Here is an 18,983-nt window from a genome sequence, read left to right as displayed (position 1 = left end):
ATCACCCTCCCTTCCAGCATCTTCCGACCACCGACTCCGGGAATCACATGACCACCATCGGAACCGTCGCGGCAAACTTCACCCGCGATCTCGAGCAGAACTACGCGACGATCGAACAGTACGTCGCCGAAGCACGGACGCGGGGCGTCGACTTCCTGGTGTTCCCGGAGGCGGCGATCGGCGGATACCTGTCGTCCCTGGGTAACCACGGCGACACCCGCAAGAACAGCACCCGGTCGTTGCCGCCGGCGATCTCCCTCGACGGGCCCGAGATCGCTCGGGTGCAGTCCATCGTCGGAGATCTGGTGGTGGCGATCGGGTTCTGCGAGCTCGGCGAGGACGGTGAGACCCGCTACAACGCGGCCGCCGTCCTCGACGGGACCCGCATCTACGGCAGCTACCGCAAGGTGCATCAACCGCTCGGCGAGAACATGTCGTACTCATCGGGCACGGGGTACGACGTCTTCGACACGCCCGTCGGCCGGATCGGCCTCCAGATCTGTTACGACAAGGCCTTTCCCGAAGCAGCTCGCATCATGGCACTCAAGGGCGCCGAGATCATCGCGAGCCTGTCCGCCTGGCCGGCAGCGCGCACCGCGACCGCAGCGAACCTGCAAGACGACCGCTGGACCTACCGATTCAACCTCTTCGACACCGCGCGTGCCCTGGAGAATCAGGTGTTCTGGGTCGCGGCCAACCAGAGCGGCACCTTCGGGTCACTGCGGTATGTGGGCAACGCCAAGATCGTCGACCCCGGTGGGAACATCCTCGACACAACGCTTCTCGGCAGCGGTCTGGCCGTCGCCGACGTGGACATCGCGGAGAGCTTCACCGCCATGCGGGCCGGGATGTTCCACCTGCGGGACCGGCGGCCCGAGGTGTACGGGATGCTCGTCGAGGCGGACACCGATCCCGCTGCCTCGACGGCCTTCGCATGGCGGGACCTCGCCCATGCCTGAGATGACCGTCCAGGTGCGCTGGCCCGACGGCCTGCTGCGCCAGTACTACTCCCCCAGCCTCGTACTGCACGACCACCTCGCGCCAGGTACTTACCGGGTCGACGACTTTCGCTCCCGCGCCACCACGGCGCTCGACGAAGCCAGCGCACGGGTCCGGGCCAAGTACGGCTTCGTGTGCACGTCGGCAGCGGCGTCGGCGGAGGAGATCGCCCTCGATGCGGCTCGGCATGCGGATTGCGCTGCGGTCGAGGTGGTGTCGATGTACCCGCCGTTGCCGGGTGCGGAGGTGGCTTCGACTCGGGGCGTCGCTTCGCTCCGGCCCGGCTCAACCAGCAGTGGGGACGGGGCGGAAGCTCGGGGCCGGCCCGGCTCAACCAGCAGTGGAACCAGCAGTGAGGAGCTCTCATGAACGCACATGTGCCGGTCGTCGTCATCGGTGGCGGACAAGCCGGCCTCTCGGTCAGCTGGTACCTCGGGCAGGCGGACGTCGAACACCTCGTCGTCGAAGCCGACACCGCGGTTCATGCGTGGGCCGACAAGCGCTGGGACAACTTCACCCTCGTGACACCCAACTGGCACTGCAAGCTCCCCGGATACACCTACGACGGTCCGGACCCGGACGGGTTTATGACCCGTGACGAGGTCGTTGAGTGGTTGAAGGGTTGGCTGGAGACGTTCGAACCGCCGCTCGTCGAACACACGAAGGTCACTCGCCTACAGCGACTGTCCGGTGATCGGTTCGAGCTGACTCTCGAAGGCGCCGACGGGATGCGGTCACTCACCTGCGATCAGGCGGTCATCGCGACCGGTGGATACCCACTGCCGGTCGTGCCGCCGTTCGCGTCGTCGCTCGATCCGGCTGTGCACCAGGTGCACTCCGAGGAGTACTTCAACCCCGAGCAATTGCCCGACGGTGCCGTGCTGGTCGTCGGGTCGGGACAATCGGGCACGCAGATCGCCGAGGATCTCCACCTCGCGGGCCGTCAGGTGCATCTCGCGATCGGTAACGCGCCGCGAGTCGCCCGGTTCTATCGCGGACGCGACTGCATGACGTGGCTGTCCGACATGGGTCTCTACGACACTCCGACCCAGGAGTACCCCGGCGGGCGCGCTGCACAGGAGAAGACGAATCACTACGTCACCGGCCGCGACGGCGGCCGCGACATCGACCTTCGACGCTTCGCAGCGGAGGGCATGAAGCTCTACGGCGTCCTCACCGACGGCAAGGACTCGACGCTGCGGTTCGCGTCGACGCTGACCGCCGCGCTCGACCGGGCCGACGCGGTATACAACTCGATCTGCGGCGACATCGACCGGCACATCGAGAAGCTGGGCATCGAGGCGCCGGAGGCGTCGCGGTACGAACCGGTGTGGGCGCCCGAGGTCGATCCGACCGAGCTCGATCTCGCCGCCGAAGGTGTCACCTCCATCATCTGGGCCATCGGCTACCGACCCGACTACCGGTGGATCGAGGCCAGTGCGTTCGACGGCGGTGGCCGGCCCATGCAGACGCGCGGGATCACCGAAGTGCCCGGGCTCAGCTTCGTCGGGTTGCCGTGGATGCACACCTGGGGTTCCGGACGGTTCCTTGGTATCGACCGCGATGCGAGGTATGTGGCTGAGCACGTAGTTGAAGCAGTTTGTGATAGACGCTCGCAATTGATTGTTGCGCAGTAGGTGTGGGGTTCTGTGGGCTTCGAGGGTTGGGTTGTGGAGGACGGGTCACCAGGTGGCTTCGACTCGACGCCTCCCTTCGCTCGGTGTCGGCTCAACCAGCGGGGGGGTTTCGGGTCAACCGGCGGGGGCGGGTCACCAGGTGGCTTCGACACGACGCCTCGCTCCGCTCGGAGTCGGCTCAACCAGCGGGGGGGGTTTCGGGTCAACCAGCGGGGCGGGTCACCAGGTGGCTTCGACACGACGCCTCGCTCCGCTCGGAGTCGGCTCAACCAGCGGGGGGGTTTCGGGTCAACCAGCGGGGCGGGTCACCAGGTGGCTTCGACACGACGCCTCGCTCCGCTCGGAGTCGGCTCAACCAGCAAGAAGCGCTCACCGTCGAGCACATAGTTCATTCTTCTAAGGAGTACCCATGACGGTATCGACACGAGTTGACCTCGCGTTGCTCGGTATTCGCGGCGAACCGCCGGTGCAGCGCAGCGGCGGTGCGGGGCCCAGCGACGACGGCCACCTCATGGTCGACGGGCTGCATGCCGCGATCCCGCGGAATCCGCAGAGCCCGTTCGTCTTCGACGGTGATCGCGTGCTGTACGACGGGGTCGACATCGGCGTCGAGGTCAGTGCGATCGGGCGCCCCCGGTTCTACGACCTGCAGACCGCGGACGGGGTGAGCTACGAGAAGATCGCCCGCCTGCACGGACGCAACGTGTTGGCGACGACGGTCCTGCAGACATGCATCCGCTACGCCGAGGACCAGCGATGCCGATTCTGTTCGATCGAGGAGTCGCTCAAGTCCGGCTCGACGATCGCGGTGAAGAAGCCCGAGCAACTCGCCGAAGTCGCTCGTGCAGCAGTCGATCTCGACGGCGTCACCAACATGGTCATGACCACCGGCACCAGCGGTGGACGCGACCGCGGGGCTCGTCATCTCGCGCGGTGCGTCCGGGCGATCAAGGCCGCGGTGCCCGAACTGCCGATCCAGGTCCAGTGCGAACCGCCTGCCGACCTGGCCGTCCTGACCGAACTCCGCGACGCCGGTGCGGACGCCATCGGCATCCACGTCGAATCACTCGACGACGACGTGCGGCGCCGCTGGATGCCCGGCAAGTCGACGGTACCGATGTCGGAGTACCGGGCGGCCTGGGCGGAGGCGGTCCGGGTCTTCGGTCGCAACCAGGTGTCGACCTATCTGCTGGTCGGACTCGGCGAGGACACCGACGAGATGATCGCCGGCGCCAAGGAACTGGCTGACATGGGTGTGTACCCATTCATCGTGCCGTTCCGGCGTCACGCGGGGACCCTCGCCGTCGACGTCGACAACGCTCCCGCACCCGACCCGACGATCGTCGAGAAGATCAGCCGCGAGGTCGCCGGTCATCTGAGCTTCATCGGGATGTCCGGGTCGGACCAACGTGCGGGCTGCGCGGCCTGTGGTGCCTGCAGCGTGTTGCCGACGGTCGGAGGCTGACGTGTTGTCACGGGGCGAACTGTCGATCCTGTCCGGGCTTCCGCGAACGACTCCACGGTCGGAGTTCCTGATCACCGTCGCCGACAGGCCGCGGGACCATGCGGCGTATCGGGCGCTGCGGCACCGCGAATTCGTCGAGCGTCAGGCACTTTTCGAGCGCACCGATCTCGACGACACCGACGAGGACCCGCGCACCACCGTCCTCGTCGCGACCCTGGCCGACGGGACGATCGCGGGTGGCGTGCGGATCGCCCCCACCCCCTGGGCGGGATCGGTCCACGCCGACATCGGATGGTGGTTCGGCTCGCGGCTCGTCGTCGCCGATCCGGGGCTTGCGGGCGGGATCGGCGCAGCACTCGTACGAGCGGCCTGCGCACACGTCGAACAACTCGGTGCCCTGCGGTTCGACGCGACTGTGCAGGACCGTTATGCACCCATGTTCTCGAGACTCGGCTGGCTGGACCGCGGTCCCGGCCCGCGGATCGAAGGCCGGTCGCACCGCGAGATGCGCTACCCACTCGACAGAGTTCAACGTACGGTCGACGGGACGAAAGCGGTTCTCGCCGATGCGCTCGCGCCGTTCGCGAACATGCCCGGCGGCCTCGGAGCCGCGGGGTTCCGCGGCGACGACGGTGTGCCGCTGCCCGGCACCGACGTGATCGCCGCTTGCGACGCCATCATCCCGTCGATGATCGAACGCGATCCCGAATGGGCGGGTTGGTGTTCGGTGCTCGTCAACATCAACGACCTCGGCGCGATGGGTGCCCACCCACTCGGCCTGCTCGATGCCGTGGGGGCGCCCACGACGTCGCATCTGACGCGGATCATCCGTGGGATCTCCTCCGCGGCCGCCGCGTGGCGCACGCCCGTTCTCGGTGGCCACACCCAGGTCGGCGTGCCGTCGGCGTTGTCGGTCACCGCGCTGGGCACGACCAGTACCCCTCTCCGCGCCGGCGGCGGAGCGGTCGGCGACACCGTGACCCTCCACGCCGACCTCGGCGGCTCCTGGCGGCCCGGCTATCACGATCGTCAGTGGGACTCGACGAGTTCACGCAGCAGCGACGAACTCTGCGCCATGGCGTCGCATCTCGCGACGGTGCGTCCGGCGTCGGCGAAGGACGTCAGCATGGCCGGGATCGTGGGGACGCTCGGCATGCTCGCCGAAGCGTCGGGAACGGGCGCCGAACTGGAGGTGACGGCAGTACCGCGCCCCGGCGACGCGTCGATGGGTGGGTGGCTCACCTGCTTCCCGGGCTACGCGATGTTGAGCACCGATCGCGCCGGCGCCCGACGCGCAGTCCCCACACCTGCTCCGGTGACGACCGCCGACTGCGGCCGGCTGACCGCGGAACCCGGCGTGCGATTACGGTGGCCCGACGGCGAGACAACCGTTGCAGTGGCATCGACGGTCACCGGGCTGGGGGCCGCATGAACCCCGTGGGCATGACTCTCCAGCGACCGACCTCGACGACGGTCTCGACCGGTACAGTTCGCCCATGAGGACGGTCACCCTCGGGGCCCTCGCCGCGCACTTCGGACGCGACGTGGAACGCGGTGTTGCCAAGGCGGTCGGCATCGTCGAATCCGCCGCGACCGACGGCGTCGACCTTCTCGTCTTCCCCGATGCCTCGCTCGGCGGCTATCTCGGCGATCTCCGTGAACCCGATCCGACCGAGCTGCCACCCGCTCTCCAACCCGACGGTCCGGAACTCGCCGCGATCGCCGCCGCCGCCGGCGACATGACCGTCTGCATCGGCTACACCGAAGCGGTCGGCGAGCAGCGATTCAACACCGCCGTCTGTCTCTCGGGGGACGGCATCCTCGGCACGCACCGCAAGGTGCATCAGCCCGCCGGCGAGGCACTCGCCTACGCGGCCGGTGACTCCTTCGACGCCTTCGACACCCCGGTCGGCCGCATCGGCATGCTGATCGACTACGACAAGACTTTTCCGGAGTCGGCACGCACGCTGGCGCTCGACGGCGCACGGATCATCGCGGCGCTGTCCGCGTGGCCGGCCAGCGTCACCGACCGCGCCGCACGCCTACCAGCGGACCGCCAGTCCCGGTTGTTCGATCTCTACGACAGCGCCCGAGCTGCCGAGAATCAGGTGTTCGTCGTGTCGTCGAACCAGACCGGGGTGATGGGGTCACTGCGCTTCCTCGGACAGGCGAAGGTTGTCGGACCAGGTGGCGACATCCTGGCAACCACTCGTTCGAAAGGCGGGATGGCCACGGTGACCGTCGATGTCGACGCCGAGGTCGACCGGGCGCGGCGCGTCCTGAGTCACCTCGCCGAACTCCGGCCGGACACGTACCGGTCGACGATGCCGGCGGAGCAGCGGTGACCGGTACGCAGAATCTCCGCATCGCTCTCCTGACCTATTCGACGAAACCCCGCGGCGGCGTGGTGCATACGCTTAACCTCGCCGAGGCGATGGCGCGGCTCGGCGCCGACGTCACGGTGTGGTCACTCGCCCGCGGCGGCGACGAGGGTTTCTTCCGCGCTGTGGATCCGGCTGTGCGGGTGCGGCTCGTCCCGTTTTCCGACCGGGAGAACGAGTCGATCACCGAACGTATCGTGCGGTCCATCGAGACCCTGCGCACCGCCTTCAACCCGTCCGACTTCGACATCGTGCATGCACAGGACTGCATCAGTGCCAACGCCGTCGGGACGTGCATCCGCACGATCCACCATCTCGATCAGTTCACGACGCCGATCCTCGTCGCCTGCCACGAGAAGGCGGTGGTCAACCCGTATGCGCGGATCTGTGTGTCGCGTGCCGTCGCCGACGAAGTCGAACACGGCTGGGGTTTCACTCCGACGGTGATCCCGAATGGCGTTGCGTATGAACGTTTCGCCGGAGCGGCGTCGGACTCCCCCAAGTCTGTCGAAGCTCGACGACGCTGGTCGGATCGGTTGGGCGACTATGTGCTCGCCGTCGGCGGCATCGAACCGCGCAAGGGCAGTATCGACCTCCTGGAGGCGTATGCCGTGCTGCGCGAGAGGCACCCAGGACTGAAGCTCGTCTTCGCGGGTGGCGAGACCCTCTTCGACTACCGCGACTACCGTGCCGACTTCGACCGTCGGCGCGCCGAACTCGACGTCGAACCGGTCGTGCTCGGGAACGTGCCCGATGACGACCTGCCGTCACTGGTCGCGGCCTGCCGCGTGTTCGCGTTCCCGTCGGTGAAAGAGGGCTTCGGTCTGGCGGCGATGGAGGCACTCGCCGCGGGGCGGCCGGTCGTCGCGCGAGACCTCCCCATCCTGCGTGAGGTGTTCGGCGACACCGTCACCTACGCCTCGACCGTCGTCGAACTGGCCGATGCGCTCGACGCGTCGCTCGCGCCCGACCCTGCGCGCGTGGCGTCTGGCCGCGCCCTGGCGGCATCGCTGACGTGGGACGACGCGGCACGTCGGCACCTCGAGTTCTATGCGCGGCACCCGTATCCGGCGTCAGCTGTCGGCGCCCACGGATGAACGAGACCCGTCGGTCCGAGCGCGCCGGGATGCTGGCGGTGGCACTCACCGCGCTCCTGTGGGGCACGTCGGGAACCGCGGCGGCGATGGCGCCCGAGCTCAGCGCCGTGACCGTCGGCGCCGTGGCCATGTGCGGTGGCGGCCTGCTACAGGCGGCGGTCAACGCCCGCGGGATTCGAGCCGCGTGGTCGTCGGTGACGGCTCAGTGGCGGGTCGCGCTACTCGGCGGCATCTGCGTGATGATCTATCCACTGTGCTTCTTCGGGTCGATGCGCGTCGGCGGCGTCGCGCTCGGGACGGTCGTGTCACTCGCGTCAGCGCCGCTGTTCTCGGCGGTGATCGAACGAGTTGCCGACGGGCGGAGGCTGACCCTCCGGTGGACGATCGCCTGCGCGCTGGGCATCGTCGGCAGTGCGGCGCTCGCACTGTCACGGAGCGAGTCGTCGCACGGGGACACGTTGTCCGGGAGTCAGTCGGCCGCAGTCGGTGTGGGACTCGGTCTGCTCGCGGGCATCACCTACGCCGGGTTGTCGTGGGCGATGCGTCGGCTCATGAACAGGTCGGTGCCGCGCGGCGCCGCGGCCGGGACAGTGATGGGACTGGGCGGATTGCTTCTGCTGCCGGTCGTCGCGGTCGGCGTGCCATCGGTGATCGCCCACCCCGAGACACTCGGCGTTCTCGCCTACCTCGTCCTGGTGCCGCAGTTCCTCGGGTACGTACTGTTCAGTCGCGGGCTCGGCCGGATCGACAGTTCGACCGCCACCACCATCACGCTGATCGAGCCCGCGGTCGCGACCGCGCTGGCCGTCGGGGTGCTCGCGGAACCGATCACCGCGGTCGGGTGGGTCGGCATTGCACTACTGGCCACCGCTCTGCTCGTACTCCTGGCTCCTCGCCTTCCTGCATCAACCGGACCGGCATCCACTAGCGTCGAAGCAGAATCATCGACAGGGAGGTCGACGCATGAAGCAGTTCCGAGAGGCCGTCGAGGCGCGTGACGAGCAGGCGATGAGGGCACTGCTCGCCGACGACGTGCTCTTCACCAGTCCGGTCGCGTTCAAGCCGTATCCGGGCAAGGCGATCACGTCGGCCATCCTGCGGGGCGTGCTGCGGGTCTTCGAGGACTTCCGCTACATCCGCGAGATCAACGACGCCGGCGGACACGATTCGGCACTCGTCTTCGAAGCCGTCGTCGGCGGCAAGAAGATCACCGGCTGCGACTTCATCCACGTCAACGACGACGGCAAGATCGACGACCTCATGGTCATGGTCCGCCCGCTCTCGGGCGCGCAGGCCGTCGCCGAGGCGATGGGCGCCCAGTTCGAGCAGATCGCCGCCGAGGCTGCCGCCGAATCGGGCAACACCACCGAGCCCGAGGGGGTCAGCCAGTGAAACTCGGTCTGCAACTGGGCTACTGGGGCGCGCAACCGCCGACCCATCACGCCGAGATCGTCGCCGCGGCCGAGGCCTCCGGCTTCGACAGCATCTTCACCGCCGAAGCCTGGGGATCCGACGCCTACACCCCGCTGGCCTGGCTCGGGTCGTCGACGGAACGTGTCCGGCTCGGGACGTCGGTGCTGCAACTGTCGGCGCGCACGCCCACCGCATGCGCGATGGCCGCGCTGACCCTCGACCACCTGTCCGGCGGTCGGCACATCGTCGGGCTCGGCGTCTCGGGGCCGCAGGTCGTCGAAGGCTGGTACGGGCAGAAGTTCGCCAAGCCGCTGGCCCGGACCCGCGAGTACATCGACATCATGCGTCAGGTGTGGGCCCGCGAGGCGCCGGTCAGCAGCGCCGGCCCCCACTATCCCCTGCCGTTCGACGGGGAGGGCGCGTCAGGGCTGGGCAAGACGCTCAAGCCGATCACGCACCCGCTGCGCAGCGACATCCCGATCATGCTCGGCGCCGAGGGGCCGAAGAACGTCGCGCTCGCCGCCGAGATCGCCGACGGCTGGCTGCCGCTGTTCTACACGCCGCGCATGGCCGAGACGTACAACGAGTGGCTCGACGAGGGATTCGCCCGCCCGGGTGCACGACGCAGTCGTGAGGACTTCGAGGTGTGTGCGACCGCCCAGATCGTCGTCACCGATGACCGCGAAGGTACCTACGCCGCGATCAAGCCGTTCCTGGCGCTGTACATGGGCGGGATGGGCAGCGAGGACACCAACTTCCACGCCGAGGTCTACCGTCGGATGGGCTACTCCGACGTCGTCGACGAGGTGACCGCACTCTTCCGCAGCAACCGCAAAGACGAAGCGGCGCAGATCATCCCAGACGCTGTTGTGGACGACTCGGCGATCGTCGGCGACCTGGACCACGTGCGTGAACAGATCAAGGTCTGGGAAGCGTGCGGGGTGACGATGATGCTCGTGTCGCCCGGCAGCGTTGCCGAGGTCGAGCAGCTGGCAGAACTGATCCGCTGATGCTCTCCCCCGCCCGCGTCACCGTCATCGACACCGTGGTGCCGTTCGATGCGCCGCTCGACGTCACCTTCGATTACCTCGCGAACCCCGCGAATCGTCCGGAGTGGCAATCGAGCCTGCGTCGGGTCGACGACCTGCGGCCGATCGGAGACCGGGCGGGCGACGTCGGCACCAGCTGGACCGACGTCACCGTCGTACCCGGGGTGTCACCTCGGATGGAGGTGACCGCCTGTGAGTCTCGTCGACGGTGGCAGGAGATCGGACGGTGGCGGTCGGTCGACGCGGTGCTGACGTTGACGTTCGCCGAGCGGGAAGGGGGCACCGACGTGCATGCCGAGGCGGTGTTGACGGTGCCCGCGGTCGCCGGGCTGGTACTGAGCGCTACGCGGTGGCCGGCCGCGCGAGCGGTGCGTGCCGATCTCGAGCGGGCTGCCCGCGTCCTGGCCGGTCGCGGCTCTCGGTGAGGGGTCACGGCTCGGGTAGCGTTCCCAGGGTGAACATCAAGAACGCCACACTCGTCATCGGCACCGCTCTGGTCCTGGCCGTCGCCGGTTGCAGCTCTGACTCCGATTCCGGTTCGGGCACAACGGAACCCACTGCGACTGCGGCGACCGGTGGCGCTGAGACACCGGCGGCAGGAGCGGAGAGTTGCCCGACCGCACCCGCGAACGCCGAGGCCGCACCGCAGTGGACCGAGCAGGGCACCACCGGCAGCCTGCAGATGGTCGCATCCACCGCGACCGAAGCCCCGGACATCACCGTCGAGAACCCGTTCAGCGTCGATGCCACCCAGGTCAAGACGCTCGTCGAGGGTGACGGCGCCGTCGTTCCGGAGACCGCATCGGTGTCGGTCTGCTACGTCGGCGTGAACGGCCGCACCGGCGAGACCTTCGACAGCGCCTACGCAAACGGCTCCCCCGTGACGTTCCCGCTCGACGGCGTGATCCCCGGGTTCAGCAAGGCCATCGCGGGACAGAAGGTCGGATCCAAGGTGGGCGTCGCCATGACGTCGGCCGACGGTTACGCGCAGGGCAATCCGCAGGCGAACATCGAGGTCGGTGACACCCTCGTTTTCGAGATCAGCATTCTCGGCGCGTCGTAGAAGTCATGCGCGGGAGTCACTGGGTGACTTCGGGTCACCAAGTGATTTCGACTCGGCTCCTCGCTTCGCTCGGTGCCGGCTCAATCAGCGGGGGTGGCTCATCGACCACCGGCCCATCAGATCCTCATGGACGGCTCGTCCTACCGACCCCGTGAACGACACGGGCGGCCAGCGAAGTAGACCGCCTCACCCCACCCGACCTACTCAGCTTCGCTGAGCCCAGAGCGCTGAAACAAGGGCAACTACTCGACGGAAAACCCTGGGGATCTACGTGACCGTCGACACGGTACGTCCAGCGCCCGGGAGGATTTCGTGTCGGCCGATGTCGCGTGCGCGTAGCGCCGCCGCGCGATCCGCTTGCTCCCGTTCAGCGCGTCGTTGAACCGGTCGAGGGCCCAGGCCGCTCGGACGCCGAGGCGCCCCATGATCAGGCCGACCGCGCGGCCGAACCGCGGCTGGTCGGTCCACACGGTGCGCAGGTCCTCCGGCATCGTTCCCGTCGCGATCCGATCGGCGATGAGAGCACCGATGTACGGCGCTTGCGCCAGGCCGTGGCCGTTGCACGCGAGTGTGTAATAGACGTTGCCTCCGGTCGTTCCCGCCACGGGTAACCAGCTCGAAGTGATGCCGATCCAGCCGCCCCATGCCCGGGCGACGGCGACGTCTGCCAGCGTCGGGAACCGTCCCGCGAAGGCCTCCGCCAGTTCGGCGACGACGGACGGATCCGGGGTGCGTTCCGGGAGAGGGTATTCGACGGCGCGCTCGATCCGGCGCACCCCGAACACGATGGTGTTGCGCGCGGTGAGGCGGTAGTTCTCCATGATGTTGTGCTGCGTGACGAGCCCGGATCGGCTCGTCCAGCCGAGCGCGGCGAGCCGCTCCGGGTCGATCGGCTCGGTCTCGACCTCGGTCACCCACATCGGCGAGGACAGCCTCTTCGGGGTGATGTCCCACTCGCCCGCGTGGGCGTTCGTCGCGAGGACGACGGTGCCCGCCCGGACGATTCCACCGGGGGTCTCGACGACCACGTCGCCTCCATCCCGGACGACGTCGGTCACCTTGGACTGCTCGAAGACCCGGGCCGACGAGTCGAGCACCGCCGCGCGCAGCCCGCGGAGGAACTTCCCGGGGTTCATGATGCCGCCGTGGACCTCCCGCATGCCGCCGACGAATCCGTGCGGGATTCCCAGTTCGCGGGCGTCCCCCTCTTCGACCTCGGCGCCGGCCCTGCGGAGGATCTTCGCGATCCGCCGAGTTCGCCCGAGCTGGCCGCGGGATACGGCGGCGAAGACGTTACCGGTGGCTTCGTAGTCGCAGTCGATCCCCTGTGTCGCGATGACGTTCTCGACGTGGGCCGCCGCGTTCTCGGTGAGGCGGATGATCGCCGGCATCCGCTTGCGGTACAGCAGATCCAGGAGCTGGATGTCGCCGCCGGGCGCGCTGGCGAGCTGGCCGGCGTTGCGCGATCCGGCGCCGTTCCCGCAGAACTGCGCCTCGATCAGGATCGTGTCGACGCCGTGCTCCGCGAGGCGCAGCGCAATCGCCATGCCTGCGAGCCCGCCTCCGATCACGGCGACGGAGCAGGTCAGGTTCTCAGTGAGCGGAGGGCGTACGTCAGTGGGTGGATCGATCCAGCCCGTGAATTCGGTGTAGACCGTGTTCGTCGTGGCGCTCATGCGTTCTCGGCCCCCTGGACGACGGCCGCGCCGGCGCTACGCGCACCGTCCAATCGCTTGTTGTGCGCGTCGAAGGCGATGTACGAGCGGTAGATCACGAGCATGGCGAGCCCCCAGGTGAACAGCGCGAGGATGTAGAAGAGCGTGTGGGCGTCGTCGTCACCGGGGATGTGCCAGAAGTCGTAGATCGACGCGACGACGACGTTGAGCGCCGTCGCGATCCACACCCAGACCGCGTGGGCGTGCTCGCCCAGTGCCCACAGACGCTGCCCGTAGTAGACGAGGTAGGCACTGACGCCGAGCGCCATCACGAGGAAGAACACCTTGCCGGGGGTGCCGATCTCGGTGGCGAACTCGGAGAGGAAGTAGCCGAGCACCGCGGCGAGGGCGAAGGCGCCCACCTCGATGGCCTTCGTCGGCTTGTACCGGTGCGTCACCGTGAGCAGGCCGAGCACCAGGATCACGGTGAAACCGATCGACCGGGAGAAGGCGTCGAGGAAGTACGCAAAGTGGTACATCGGCGAATCGGTGCCGGCCTTCGTCACACCGTAGATCAGGAAGTTCGTGCCCGATGTCGCCATGATCATCCACTCAAGGCCGATCAGCCAGTTCGAGTGATTCCTGATGAACTTCACGCCGCAGATGAATCCGATGGCGATCATCCAGATGTCCGCTGCGGCGAAGAGCAAGTCGCGCATGGTTCCTCCGTGAGATGTGATCCGTGTCTCGTGACGCTTCTCACGTTGTCGCGGCGAACCCTCCGCGCGCTACAGCGAGGTGCAACATCCTGGGCCGACCTGCGCAACACCCTGCACCAGATGATGCGATCACCGGTGGCCGGAGCCGGCCGCCGTGTGCACACTGCACTGCCCTCTGGAGAAATGGGAGCAGTGTGTTGTGGCTCATACAACGGCTGAACCGGCACCGTCATAGGCACATCAAGTGACCACCGACACATCGTCACCACCGAAAGGGCCCACGATGAAGACGCTCCCGCAGACCGAAGAATTCGACATCGTCATCGTGGGTGCCGGCATCTCCGGCATCGGCGCCGCGAAGTACATCACCGAGGCGTTCCCCGGCAAGCGGGTGGTGATCCTCGAGGGTCGCGCGAACATCGGCGGCACCTGGGACCTGTTCAAGTACCCGGGCATCCGGTCAGACAACGGCCTGCACACCTTCGGCTACGAGTTCAAGCCGTGGACCGACCCGGACGCCATAGCGGAGGCGCCGAAGATCGTCGCCTACCTGCAGGAGACGCTCGACGAGTTCGGCCTGAATCGGCTGGTGCGTTTCGAGCACAGCGTCCAGCACGCCTCGTGGTCGTCCGCCGACGCCCGCTGGACCCTCGACGTCCACACGCCGGACGGCGACCGGCGCATCACGACGAACTGGATCTTCGCCGGCACCGGCTACTACCGCTACGACGAGGGATACACCCCGCACTTCGAGGGCCGCGAGGACTTCCTGGGCGACATCATCCACCCCCAGCACTGGCCCGAGGACTACGACTACGCCGGCAAGAAGGTCGTGGTCGTCGGCAGCGGTGCCACTGCGGTGACGCTGATCCCGTCGATGCTGAACCACGCGGGCGCTGCCGCTCACGTCACCATGCTGCAGCGCACGCCGACCTACGTCGTGCCGTGGCCCAAGGTCGACAGCTTCGCCCAGCTGCTCAGCCGAGTGTTCGGCGAGAAGCGCGGCTACGCGATGACCCGGTTCACCAACATCTGGACCGACCTCGGCCAGGTCAAGTTCATGCGCGCATTCCCGAACCTCACGCGCAAGATCATCCGGCGCGTCAACGCCAAGGCTCTGCCTGAGGGCTACGACGTGGACACCCACTTCAACCCGCCGTACAACCCGTGGGACCAGCGCCTGTGCCTGTGCCCCGACGGCGACTTCTTCGAGGCGCTCAGCACCGGCGCCGCCTCCATCACCACCGACACGATCGACCGGTTCACGGCATCCGGGATCGCGCTCGAATCGGGCGAACACCTCGACGCCGACGTCATCGTCACCGCGACCGGCCTGAACATGCGCATGCTCGGCGGCATCGACCTCGAGGTCGACGGCACCCCGATCCACCTTCCGGACACGGTCGCGTACCGCGGCGCACTGCTGTCGGGCATCCCCAACCTGGCCATCTCGATCGGGTACACCACGTCCGCATGGACGCTCAAGGTCGGAATCCTCGCCCGCTACTTCTGCGACCTGGTCAAGCACATGGACCTTTTCGGGTACGACAGCGTCCGCGTCGAAGCCGACCCAGGCATGGAGCGCCGGCCGATCGTGGACCTGAGTTCCGGCTACGCCCAGCGCGCGCGCGACGTCATCCCCAAGCAGGGCACGGGCCTGTTCCAGATGTCCATGTCGTATCAGCAGGACGCCAAGATCCTCCGCGGCCCGCTGCTCGACGACGCCCTGGTGTTCGGCTCAACGACGGACGACGCCGCACCGTCGACGGCGAAGGAGTCCGTCTGTGTCTGAGCACACCGAAGACAGGTTCGCCCCGCTGCCGGGTGGCACCCGCATCTGCTACCGGATGGACGGCGAGTACGGCGCGCCGCCCGTGCTTCTCATCGCCGGACTCGCCGAGGACCTGACGACCTGGTCGGACCGATTCGTGTCGGCGTTGACCGCCACGGGATTCCTGGTGATCCGCATGGACAACCGGGACTGCGGGCGGTCGACGTACGCGACGACACCGCCACCGAACACGCTGCAGCAGCTGCTCGGCAAGGCCCGCCGCGACGCCTACAAGCTGGCGGACATGGCCGACGACGCGACCCAATTGATCGAGCATCTCGGGCTCGGACCCACCCACGTCGTGGGGCGGTCGATGGGCGGCATGATCGCGCAGACCGTCGCCGCGCGATATCCCGAACTGACCGCGTCGCTGACGTCGCTGTACTCCACCACCGGGAACGCGAAGGTGGGGCAGCCCGCGGCGTCGACCATGGCGCTCATCGCGAGCCCGCCCCCGCGGGACCGGGTGGGCGCTGTCCGGGCACACCTGCGGATGACGGCCCATCTCGCCGGCACGGCGTACCCGATCGACGAGGTGGAGGAGGCGGCGCATGCCGTCACCACCTGGAACCGCACCGCGGGCGACGGTGTCGCCGGCACCGCCCGGCAGATCCAGGCGATCGCGGCGTCGGGCGACCGCACCGCTGAGCTGGCACGGATCAGCGCGCCCACCCTGGTGATCAACGGCGACCGCGATCTCATCGTCGCACCGTCGGGCGGCGATGCGACCGCCGCCGCGATCCCCCACGCCCGCCACATCGTGATCCCAGGGATGGGGCATCACCTTCCCGACGCGCTCGCCCTGCGCATCGCAGACCACGTCGTCTCCCACATCGAGAAGGTGGCGGCATGACCGAGCAGCGCACTGTGGACGTCGTGGTGATCGGCGCCGGGATCTCCGGGTTGACGGCGGCGCGCCGGCTCACCCAGGCCGGACGTTCCGTGGCCGTGATCGAGGCCGGCGACCGCGTCGGCGGCCGCACGATGAACCTGCACGTGACCGACGGCGTGATCACCGAGGGCGGCGGCCAGTGGGTCGGCCCCGGCCAGGACCGCGTCCTCGCACTGATCGACGAGTTGGGCCTCGCAACGTTCAAGACGTTCATCGACGGCAAGTCGATCTACCACCGGCGCGGTCGGTCGAGGCGCTACGACGGAACGATCCCGCCGATGAGCCCCCTGGCCATCGCCGACTTCGCCCAACTGCAGCTCCGGCTCGAGCGGATGGCGAAATCGGTTCCCCTCGAGGCCCCGTGGACGGCGCGCCGGGCACAGGAATGGGACGCGACGACGTTCGGCCGGTGGCTGGACGCGCACTCGTTCACCGCGGAGGCCAGGGAGATGTTCACGATGGCCTTCACCGTGACCAACGCGGAGGATCTGCACAGCACCTCGCTGCTGGTCCAGCTCGCGCGGATCAAGGGTGGTGGCGGTATCGATCACGCCGTCAACATCACCGACGGTGCGCAGGAGTCGCGGGTGGTGGGCGGCACGGCGGCGATCGCCGACCGCATGGCGGCCGACCTCGGGCCGGCAGTGGTGCTCGACTCCCCGGTTTCCGACGTCCGCCAGGAAGCCGACGCCGTGCTCGTCCGATCCGCCCGCGCCGACGTCCGGGCCGACCGCGTCATCGTCGCGATGTCGCCGGCGGACGCGACCCGGATCCGGTTCACGCCCGACCTCCCGACCCGGCGCTGCATGCTGCAGCGACGGTGGAGCACTGGCTCCGAGAACAAGCTGTTCGCGGTTTACGACCGCCCGTTCTGGCGCGAGCAGGGGCTGAACGGTCAGGCCGTCACCGACCTCCCGGTCGCGAACTACGTCGTCGACAACTCTCCGCCCGACGCGAGCGTCGGCATCCTGCTGACCTTCCACGGCACCGCCGGCGCGGGCTTCGGCCAGCACTGGTCCGACGCGATCCTCGACGATCCCGCGGCGCGCCACGACGCCTTCCTCGCCGATCTGACCACCCTGTTCGGGCCTGAGGCCGCGAATCCGGCGGCGTACCTGGAGAAGGACTGGACGCACGAGCAGTGGATCAGCGGCTGCGTCGGTTCCCGCGCGCCCGGTTCGCTGACCCAGTACACCGACGCCGACCGCCGGCCGGTGGGCCGGATTCATTGGGCCGGCACGGAGACGGCGATCCTGAATCAGGGCTACATCGACGGTGCCGTCAGCGCCGCGGAGCGCGCCGCCTCGGAGGTTCTCACCGCCGCGGGCGCCCGGGTCGGCGGGGGCGTTCCCTCATGACGCGGCAGCGCGAAGTCCAGGCACCGGAGACCGGCACCGGCCTCAACCGAACCCTCGGCGTCCCGCAGATCGTCTTCATGGTGGTGGCGTTCGCCGCACCGCTCACGGTGTTCGCCGGGCTGATCCCTCTCATGCTCGGTGCCGGGAACGGCATCGGCACCCCCGTTGATTTCGTGATCGTCGGGATCGTGCTGGTGCTGTTCACCGTCGGCTACTCCGCGATGACGCCCGAGGTCCGCAACGCCGGCGCCTTCTACTCATACGTGCAGCGAGGCCTGGGCACCATCGTCGGCCTCGGTGCGGCGGCGCTCGCCCTGGTCACCTACGCCGTCCTGATCGTCTCCGTGACGGGTTACCTCGGTGCCGCCGCCCGCAACGTGATGACCACATTCACCGGCGTGTCGGTGCCGTGGTGGATCCTCTCCGCGGCCGGGCTCGGGGCGATCGGCTACCTCGGGTACCGGAACGTCGAGGTGAGCGCCCGCGTACTCGGTGTGCTGCTGGTCGCGGAGATCGGGATCGTCGCGCTGGTCGACCTCGCGATCGTGCTGCGCGGCGGCGCCGACGGTCTCTCGGCCGAGCCGCTGTCCTGGGGCGCATTCTCCAGCGGGGCCACCGGAACCGGAATCATGTTCGCGGTCTTCGGATTCGTCGGCTTCGAGGCGACCGCAGTGTTCCGGTCCGAGGCGAAGGACCCCGACCGCACCGTCCCGCGCGCCACCTACATCGCGGTGATCCTCATCGCCGTGATCTACGCCTTCTCCTCCTGGGCGATGATCAGCGGACTCGGTGTCTCCCGCGCCGCCGAGCTCGCCGCGCAGGACCCCGAGGGGCTCGCGCCCGGGCTCGCGACGCGCTACGTCTCGCAGGTCGCGCACGACGGTGTGCAGGTGCTCCTGGTGACCAGCTTCTTCGCATGCATCCTGACCGCGCACAACGTGGTCTCGCGGTACCTGTTCGCCCTCGGCACGCAGGACGCCCTGCCCCGGCGCCTCGGCGAGGTGCACGCCGCACACCGGTCGCCGCACGTCGCATCGCTGCTCACTTCTGCGGTCATCGGCGTGCTGGTGGCGGTGACGGCGATCGGCGGGTTGGATCCCGTCACCGAGGTCTACGCCTGGTTCGGCGGCGCCGGAACGCTCGGTTTGATCGCCCTCCTGGTGCTCACCTCCGCCGCGATCGTCGTGCACTTCCTTCGGGTCCGTACGGCCGGCGTGTGGCGTGGCACCGTCGCGCCCGTCCTCGCGCTCCTAGCGCTCGGCACGATCCTGGTCCTCGTCGTCGGCAACTTCGACCTGCTCATCGGCTCGCACGGCCTGGCCGACATGTTCCTCGCTGTCCTGGCCACGGCCTTCCTCTCCGGCCTCGTGTGGGCCGTCGCGCTGCACAGGAACCGGCCGGACGTGTACGCGACGCTCGAATGA

18 protein-coding genes are annotated in these 18,983 nt (G+C 68.4%); 16 read left to right on the top strand and 2 right to left on the bottom strand.

The features are described from left to right. Positions 1-47: 47 nt before the first annotated feature. The 12 genes from BCM27_RS12990 (at position 48) to BCM27_RS12935 (ending at position 11,104) form a co-directional block, all read left to right on the top strand. The gene (locus tag BCM27_RS12990; protein ID WP_004019805.1) at positions 48-959 is read left to right on the top strand and encodes a carbon-nitrogen hydrolase family protein; all 912 of its coding nucleotides are present in this window, start codon (positions 48-50) and stop codon (positions 957-959) included. Further along, on the top strand, positions 952-1,368 hold the full coding sequence (locus BCM27_RS12985; RefSeq protein ID WP_004019806.1) for an MSMEG_0570 family nitrogen starvation response protein: 417 nt from the start codon (positions 952-954) through the stop codon (positions 1,366-1,368). Before BCM27_RS12990 ends, BCM27_RS12985 begins: the two co-directional genes overlap by 8 nt. Beyond that, positions 1,365-2,636 carry an MSMEG_0569 family flavin-dependent oxidoreductase gene (locus tag BCM27_RS12980; RefSeq protein ID WP_004019807.1) on the top strand — a complete coding sequence of 424 codons (1,272 nt, stop codon included), beginning with the start codon at positions 1,365-1,367 and terminating at the stop codon, positions 2,634-2,636. Before BCM27_RS12985 ends, BCM27_RS12980 begins: the two co-directional genes overlap by 4 nt. A gap of 409 nt (positions 2,637-3,045) precedes the next feature. Further along, the gene (locus BCM27_RS12975) at positions 3,046-4,101 is read left to right on the top strand and encodes an MSMEG_0568 family radical SAM protein (protein ID WP_004019808.1); all 1,056 of its coding nucleotides are present in this window, start codon (positions 3,046-3,048) and stop codon (positions 4,099-4,101) included. Between the two features lies 1 nt (position 4,102). Continuing rightward, positions 4,103-5,533: an MSMEG_0567/sll0787 family protein gene (locus BCM27_RS12970; protein WP_004019809.1), complete on the top strand. Its 1,431-nt coding sequence runs from the start codon at positions 4,103-4,105 to the stop codon at positions 5,531-5,533. A 64-nt stretch (positions 5,534-5,597) separates the two neighbouring features. Then, positions 5,598-6,446, top strand: coding sequence for a carbon-nitrogen hydrolase family protein (locus tag BCM27_RS12965; protein WP_004019810.1), 849 nt, complete (start codon positions 5,598-5,600; stop codon positions 6,444-6,446). 59 nt (positions 6,447-6,505) lie between these two features. After that, on the top strand, positions 6,506-7,579 hold the full coding sequence (locus BCM27_RS12960) for an MSMEG_0565 family glycosyltransferase (RefSeq protein WP_004019811.1): 1,074 nt from the start codon (positions 6,506-6,508) through the stop codon (positions 7,577-7,579). Further along, positions 7,576-8,577, top strand: a complete 1,002-nt coding sequence (locus tag BCM27_RS12955; protein ID WP_004019812.1) for a DMT family transporter — start codon at positions 7,576-7,578, stop codon at positions 8,575-8,577. Before BCM27_RS12960 ends, BCM27_RS12955 begins: the two co-directional genes overlap by 4 nt. Then, positions 8,543-8,971, top strand: coding sequence for a nuclear transport factor 2 family protein (locus BCM27_RS12950; protein ID WP_004019813.1), 429 nt, complete (start codon positions 8,543-8,545; stop codon positions 8,969-8,971). Before BCM27_RS12955 ends, BCM27_RS12950 begins: the two co-directional genes overlap by 35 nt. Then, a complete protein-coding gene (locus tag BCM27_RS12945) occupies positions 8,968-10,002 on the top strand; it encodes an LLM class F420-dependent oxidoreductase (protein WP_004019814.1) in 1,035 nt (344 codons plus the stop codon). The genes BCM27_RS12950 and BCM27_RS12945 overlap by 4 nt, the downstream gene beginning before the upstream one ends. Then, a complete protein-coding gene (locus BCM27_RS12940) occupies positions 10,002-10,466 on the top strand; it encodes an SRPBCC family protein (protein WP_004019815.1) in 465 nt (154 codons plus the stop codon). Before BCM27_RS12945 ends, BCM27_RS12940 begins: the two co-directional genes overlap by 1 nt. Positions 10,467-10,495: 29 nt before the next feature. Then, entirely contained in the window at positions 10,496-11,104 is a 609-nt protein-coding gene (locus BCM27_RS12935) for an FKBP-type peptidyl-prolyl cis-trans isomerase (protein ID WP_004019816.1), read from the top strand. Positions 11,105-11,346: 242 nt separating this feature from the next. On the opposite strand, the gene BCM27_RS12930 is transcribed toward BCM27_RS12935, so the two are convergent. Both BCM27_RS12930 and BCM27_RS12925 read right to left on the bottom strand, forming a co-directional pair. Beyond that, positions 11,347-12,780 carry an NAD(P)/FAD-dependent oxidoreductase gene (locus BCM27_RS12930; RefSeq protein ID WP_004019817.1) on the bottom strand — a complete coding sequence of 478 codons (1,434 nt, stop codon included), beginning with the start codon at positions 12,778-12,780 and terminating at the stop codon, positions 11,347-11,349. After that, entirely contained in the window at positions 12,777-13,478 is a 702-nt protein-coding gene (locus BCM27_RS12925) for a hypothetical protein (RefSeq protein WP_004019818.1), read from the bottom strand. Before BCM27_RS12925 ends, BCM27_RS12930 begins: the two co-directional genes overlap by 4 nt. A gap of 283 nt (positions 13,479-13,761) precedes the next feature. Here BCM27_RS12925 and BCM27_RS12920 point away from each other — a divergent pair, with 283 nt between their 5' ends. Genes BCM27_RS12920 through BCM27_RS12905 form a run of 4 tightly spaced genes read left to right on the top strand, consistent with a single transcriptional unit; the run spans position 13,762 to position 18,983 of the window. After that, positions 13,762-15,270, top strand: a complete 1,509-nt coding sequence (locus BCM27_RS12920) for a flavin-containing monooxygenase (RefSeq protein ID WP_004019819.1) — start codon at positions 13,762-13,764, stop codon at positions 15,268-15,270. After that, the gene (locus BCM27_RS12915) at positions 15,263-16,162 is read left to right on the top strand and encodes an alpha/beta fold hydrolase (RefSeq protein ID WP_004019820.1); all 900 of its coding nucleotides are present in this window, start codon (positions 15,263-15,265) and stop codon (positions 16,160-16,162) included. Before BCM27_RS12920 ends, BCM27_RS12915 begins: the two co-directional genes overlap by 8 nt. Beyond that, positions 16,159-17,559: a flavin monoamine oxidase family protein gene (locus BCM27_RS12910; RefSeq protein ID WP_033205520.1), complete on the top strand. Its 1,401-nt coding sequence runs from the start codon at positions 16,159-16,161 to the stop codon at positions 17,557-17,559. Before BCM27_RS12915 ends, BCM27_RS12910 begins: the two co-directional genes overlap by 4 nt. Beyond that, entirely contained in the window at positions 17,556-18,983 is a 1,428-nt protein-coding gene (locus tag BCM27_RS12905; RefSeq protein WP_004019417.1) for an APC family permease, read from the top strand. The genes BCM27_RS12910 and BCM27_RS12905 overlap by 4 nt, the downstream gene beginning before the upstream one ends.

Origin of the sequence: Gordonia terrae, from assembly GCF_001698225.1 — a bacterium.
In the GTDB taxonomy this organism is placed as follows: Bacteria; Actinomycetota; Actinomycetes; order Mycobacteriales; family Mycobacteriaceae; genus Gordonia; species Gordonia terrae.
This window is presented reverse-complemented; position numbering and strand designations above follow the sequence as displayed.

Bases quoted from the DNA above. Each gene is read 5' to 3' on its own strand.
- BCM27_RS12990 (WP_004019805.1), top strand. From the start codon at position 48: ATGACCACCATCGGAACCGTCGCGGCAAACTTCACCCGCGATCTCGAG.
- BCM27_RS12920 (WP_004019819.1), top strand. From the start codon at position 13,762: ATGAAGACGCTCCCGCAGACCGAAGAATTCGACATCGTCATCGTGGGT.
- BCM27_RS12925 (WP_004019818.1), bottom strand. From the start codon at position 13,478: ATGCGCGACTTGCTCTTCGCCGCAGCGGACATCTGGATGATCGCCATC.
- BCM27_RS12955 (WP_004019812.1), top strand. From the start codon at position 7,576: ATGAACGAGACCCGTCGGTCCGAGCGCGCCGGGATGCTGGCGGTGGCA.
- BCM27_RS12980 (WP_004019807.1), top strand. From the start codon at position 1,365: ATGAACGCACATGTGCCGGTCGTCGTCATCGGTGGCGGACAAGCCGGC.
- BCM27_RS12910 (WP_033205520.1), top strand. From the start codon at position 16,159: ATGACCGAGCAGCGCACTGTGGACGTCGTGGTGATCGGCGCCGGGATC.
- BCM27_RS12905 (WP_004019417.1), top strand. From the start codon at position 17,556: ATGACGCGGCAGCGCGAAGTCCAGGCACCGGAGACCGGCACCGGCCTC.
- BCM27_RS12965 (WP_004019810.1), top strand. From the start codon at position 5,598: ATGAGGACGGTCACCCTCGGGGCCCTCGCCGCGCACTTCGGACGCGAC.
- BCM27_RS12940 (WP_004019815.1), top strand. From the start codon at position 10,002: ATGCTCTCCCCCGCCCGCGTCACCGTCATCGACACCGTGGTGCCGTTC.
- BCM27_RS12950 (WP_004019813.1), top strand. From the start codon at position 8,543: ATGAAGCAGTTCCGAGAGGCCGTCGAGGCGCGTGACGAGCAGGCGATG.
- BCM27_RS12930 (WP_004019817.1), bottom strand. From the start codon at position 12,780: ATGAGCGCCACGACGAACACGGTCTACACCGAATTCACGGGCTGGATC.
- BCM27_RS12975 (WP_004019808.1), top strand. From the start codon at position 3,046: ATGACGGTATCGACACGAGTTGACCTCGCGTTGCTCGGTATTCGCGGC.
- BCM27_RS12985 (WP_004019806.1), top strand. From the start codon at position 952: ATGCCTGAGATGACCGTCCAGGTGCGCTGGCCCGACGGCCTGCTGCGC.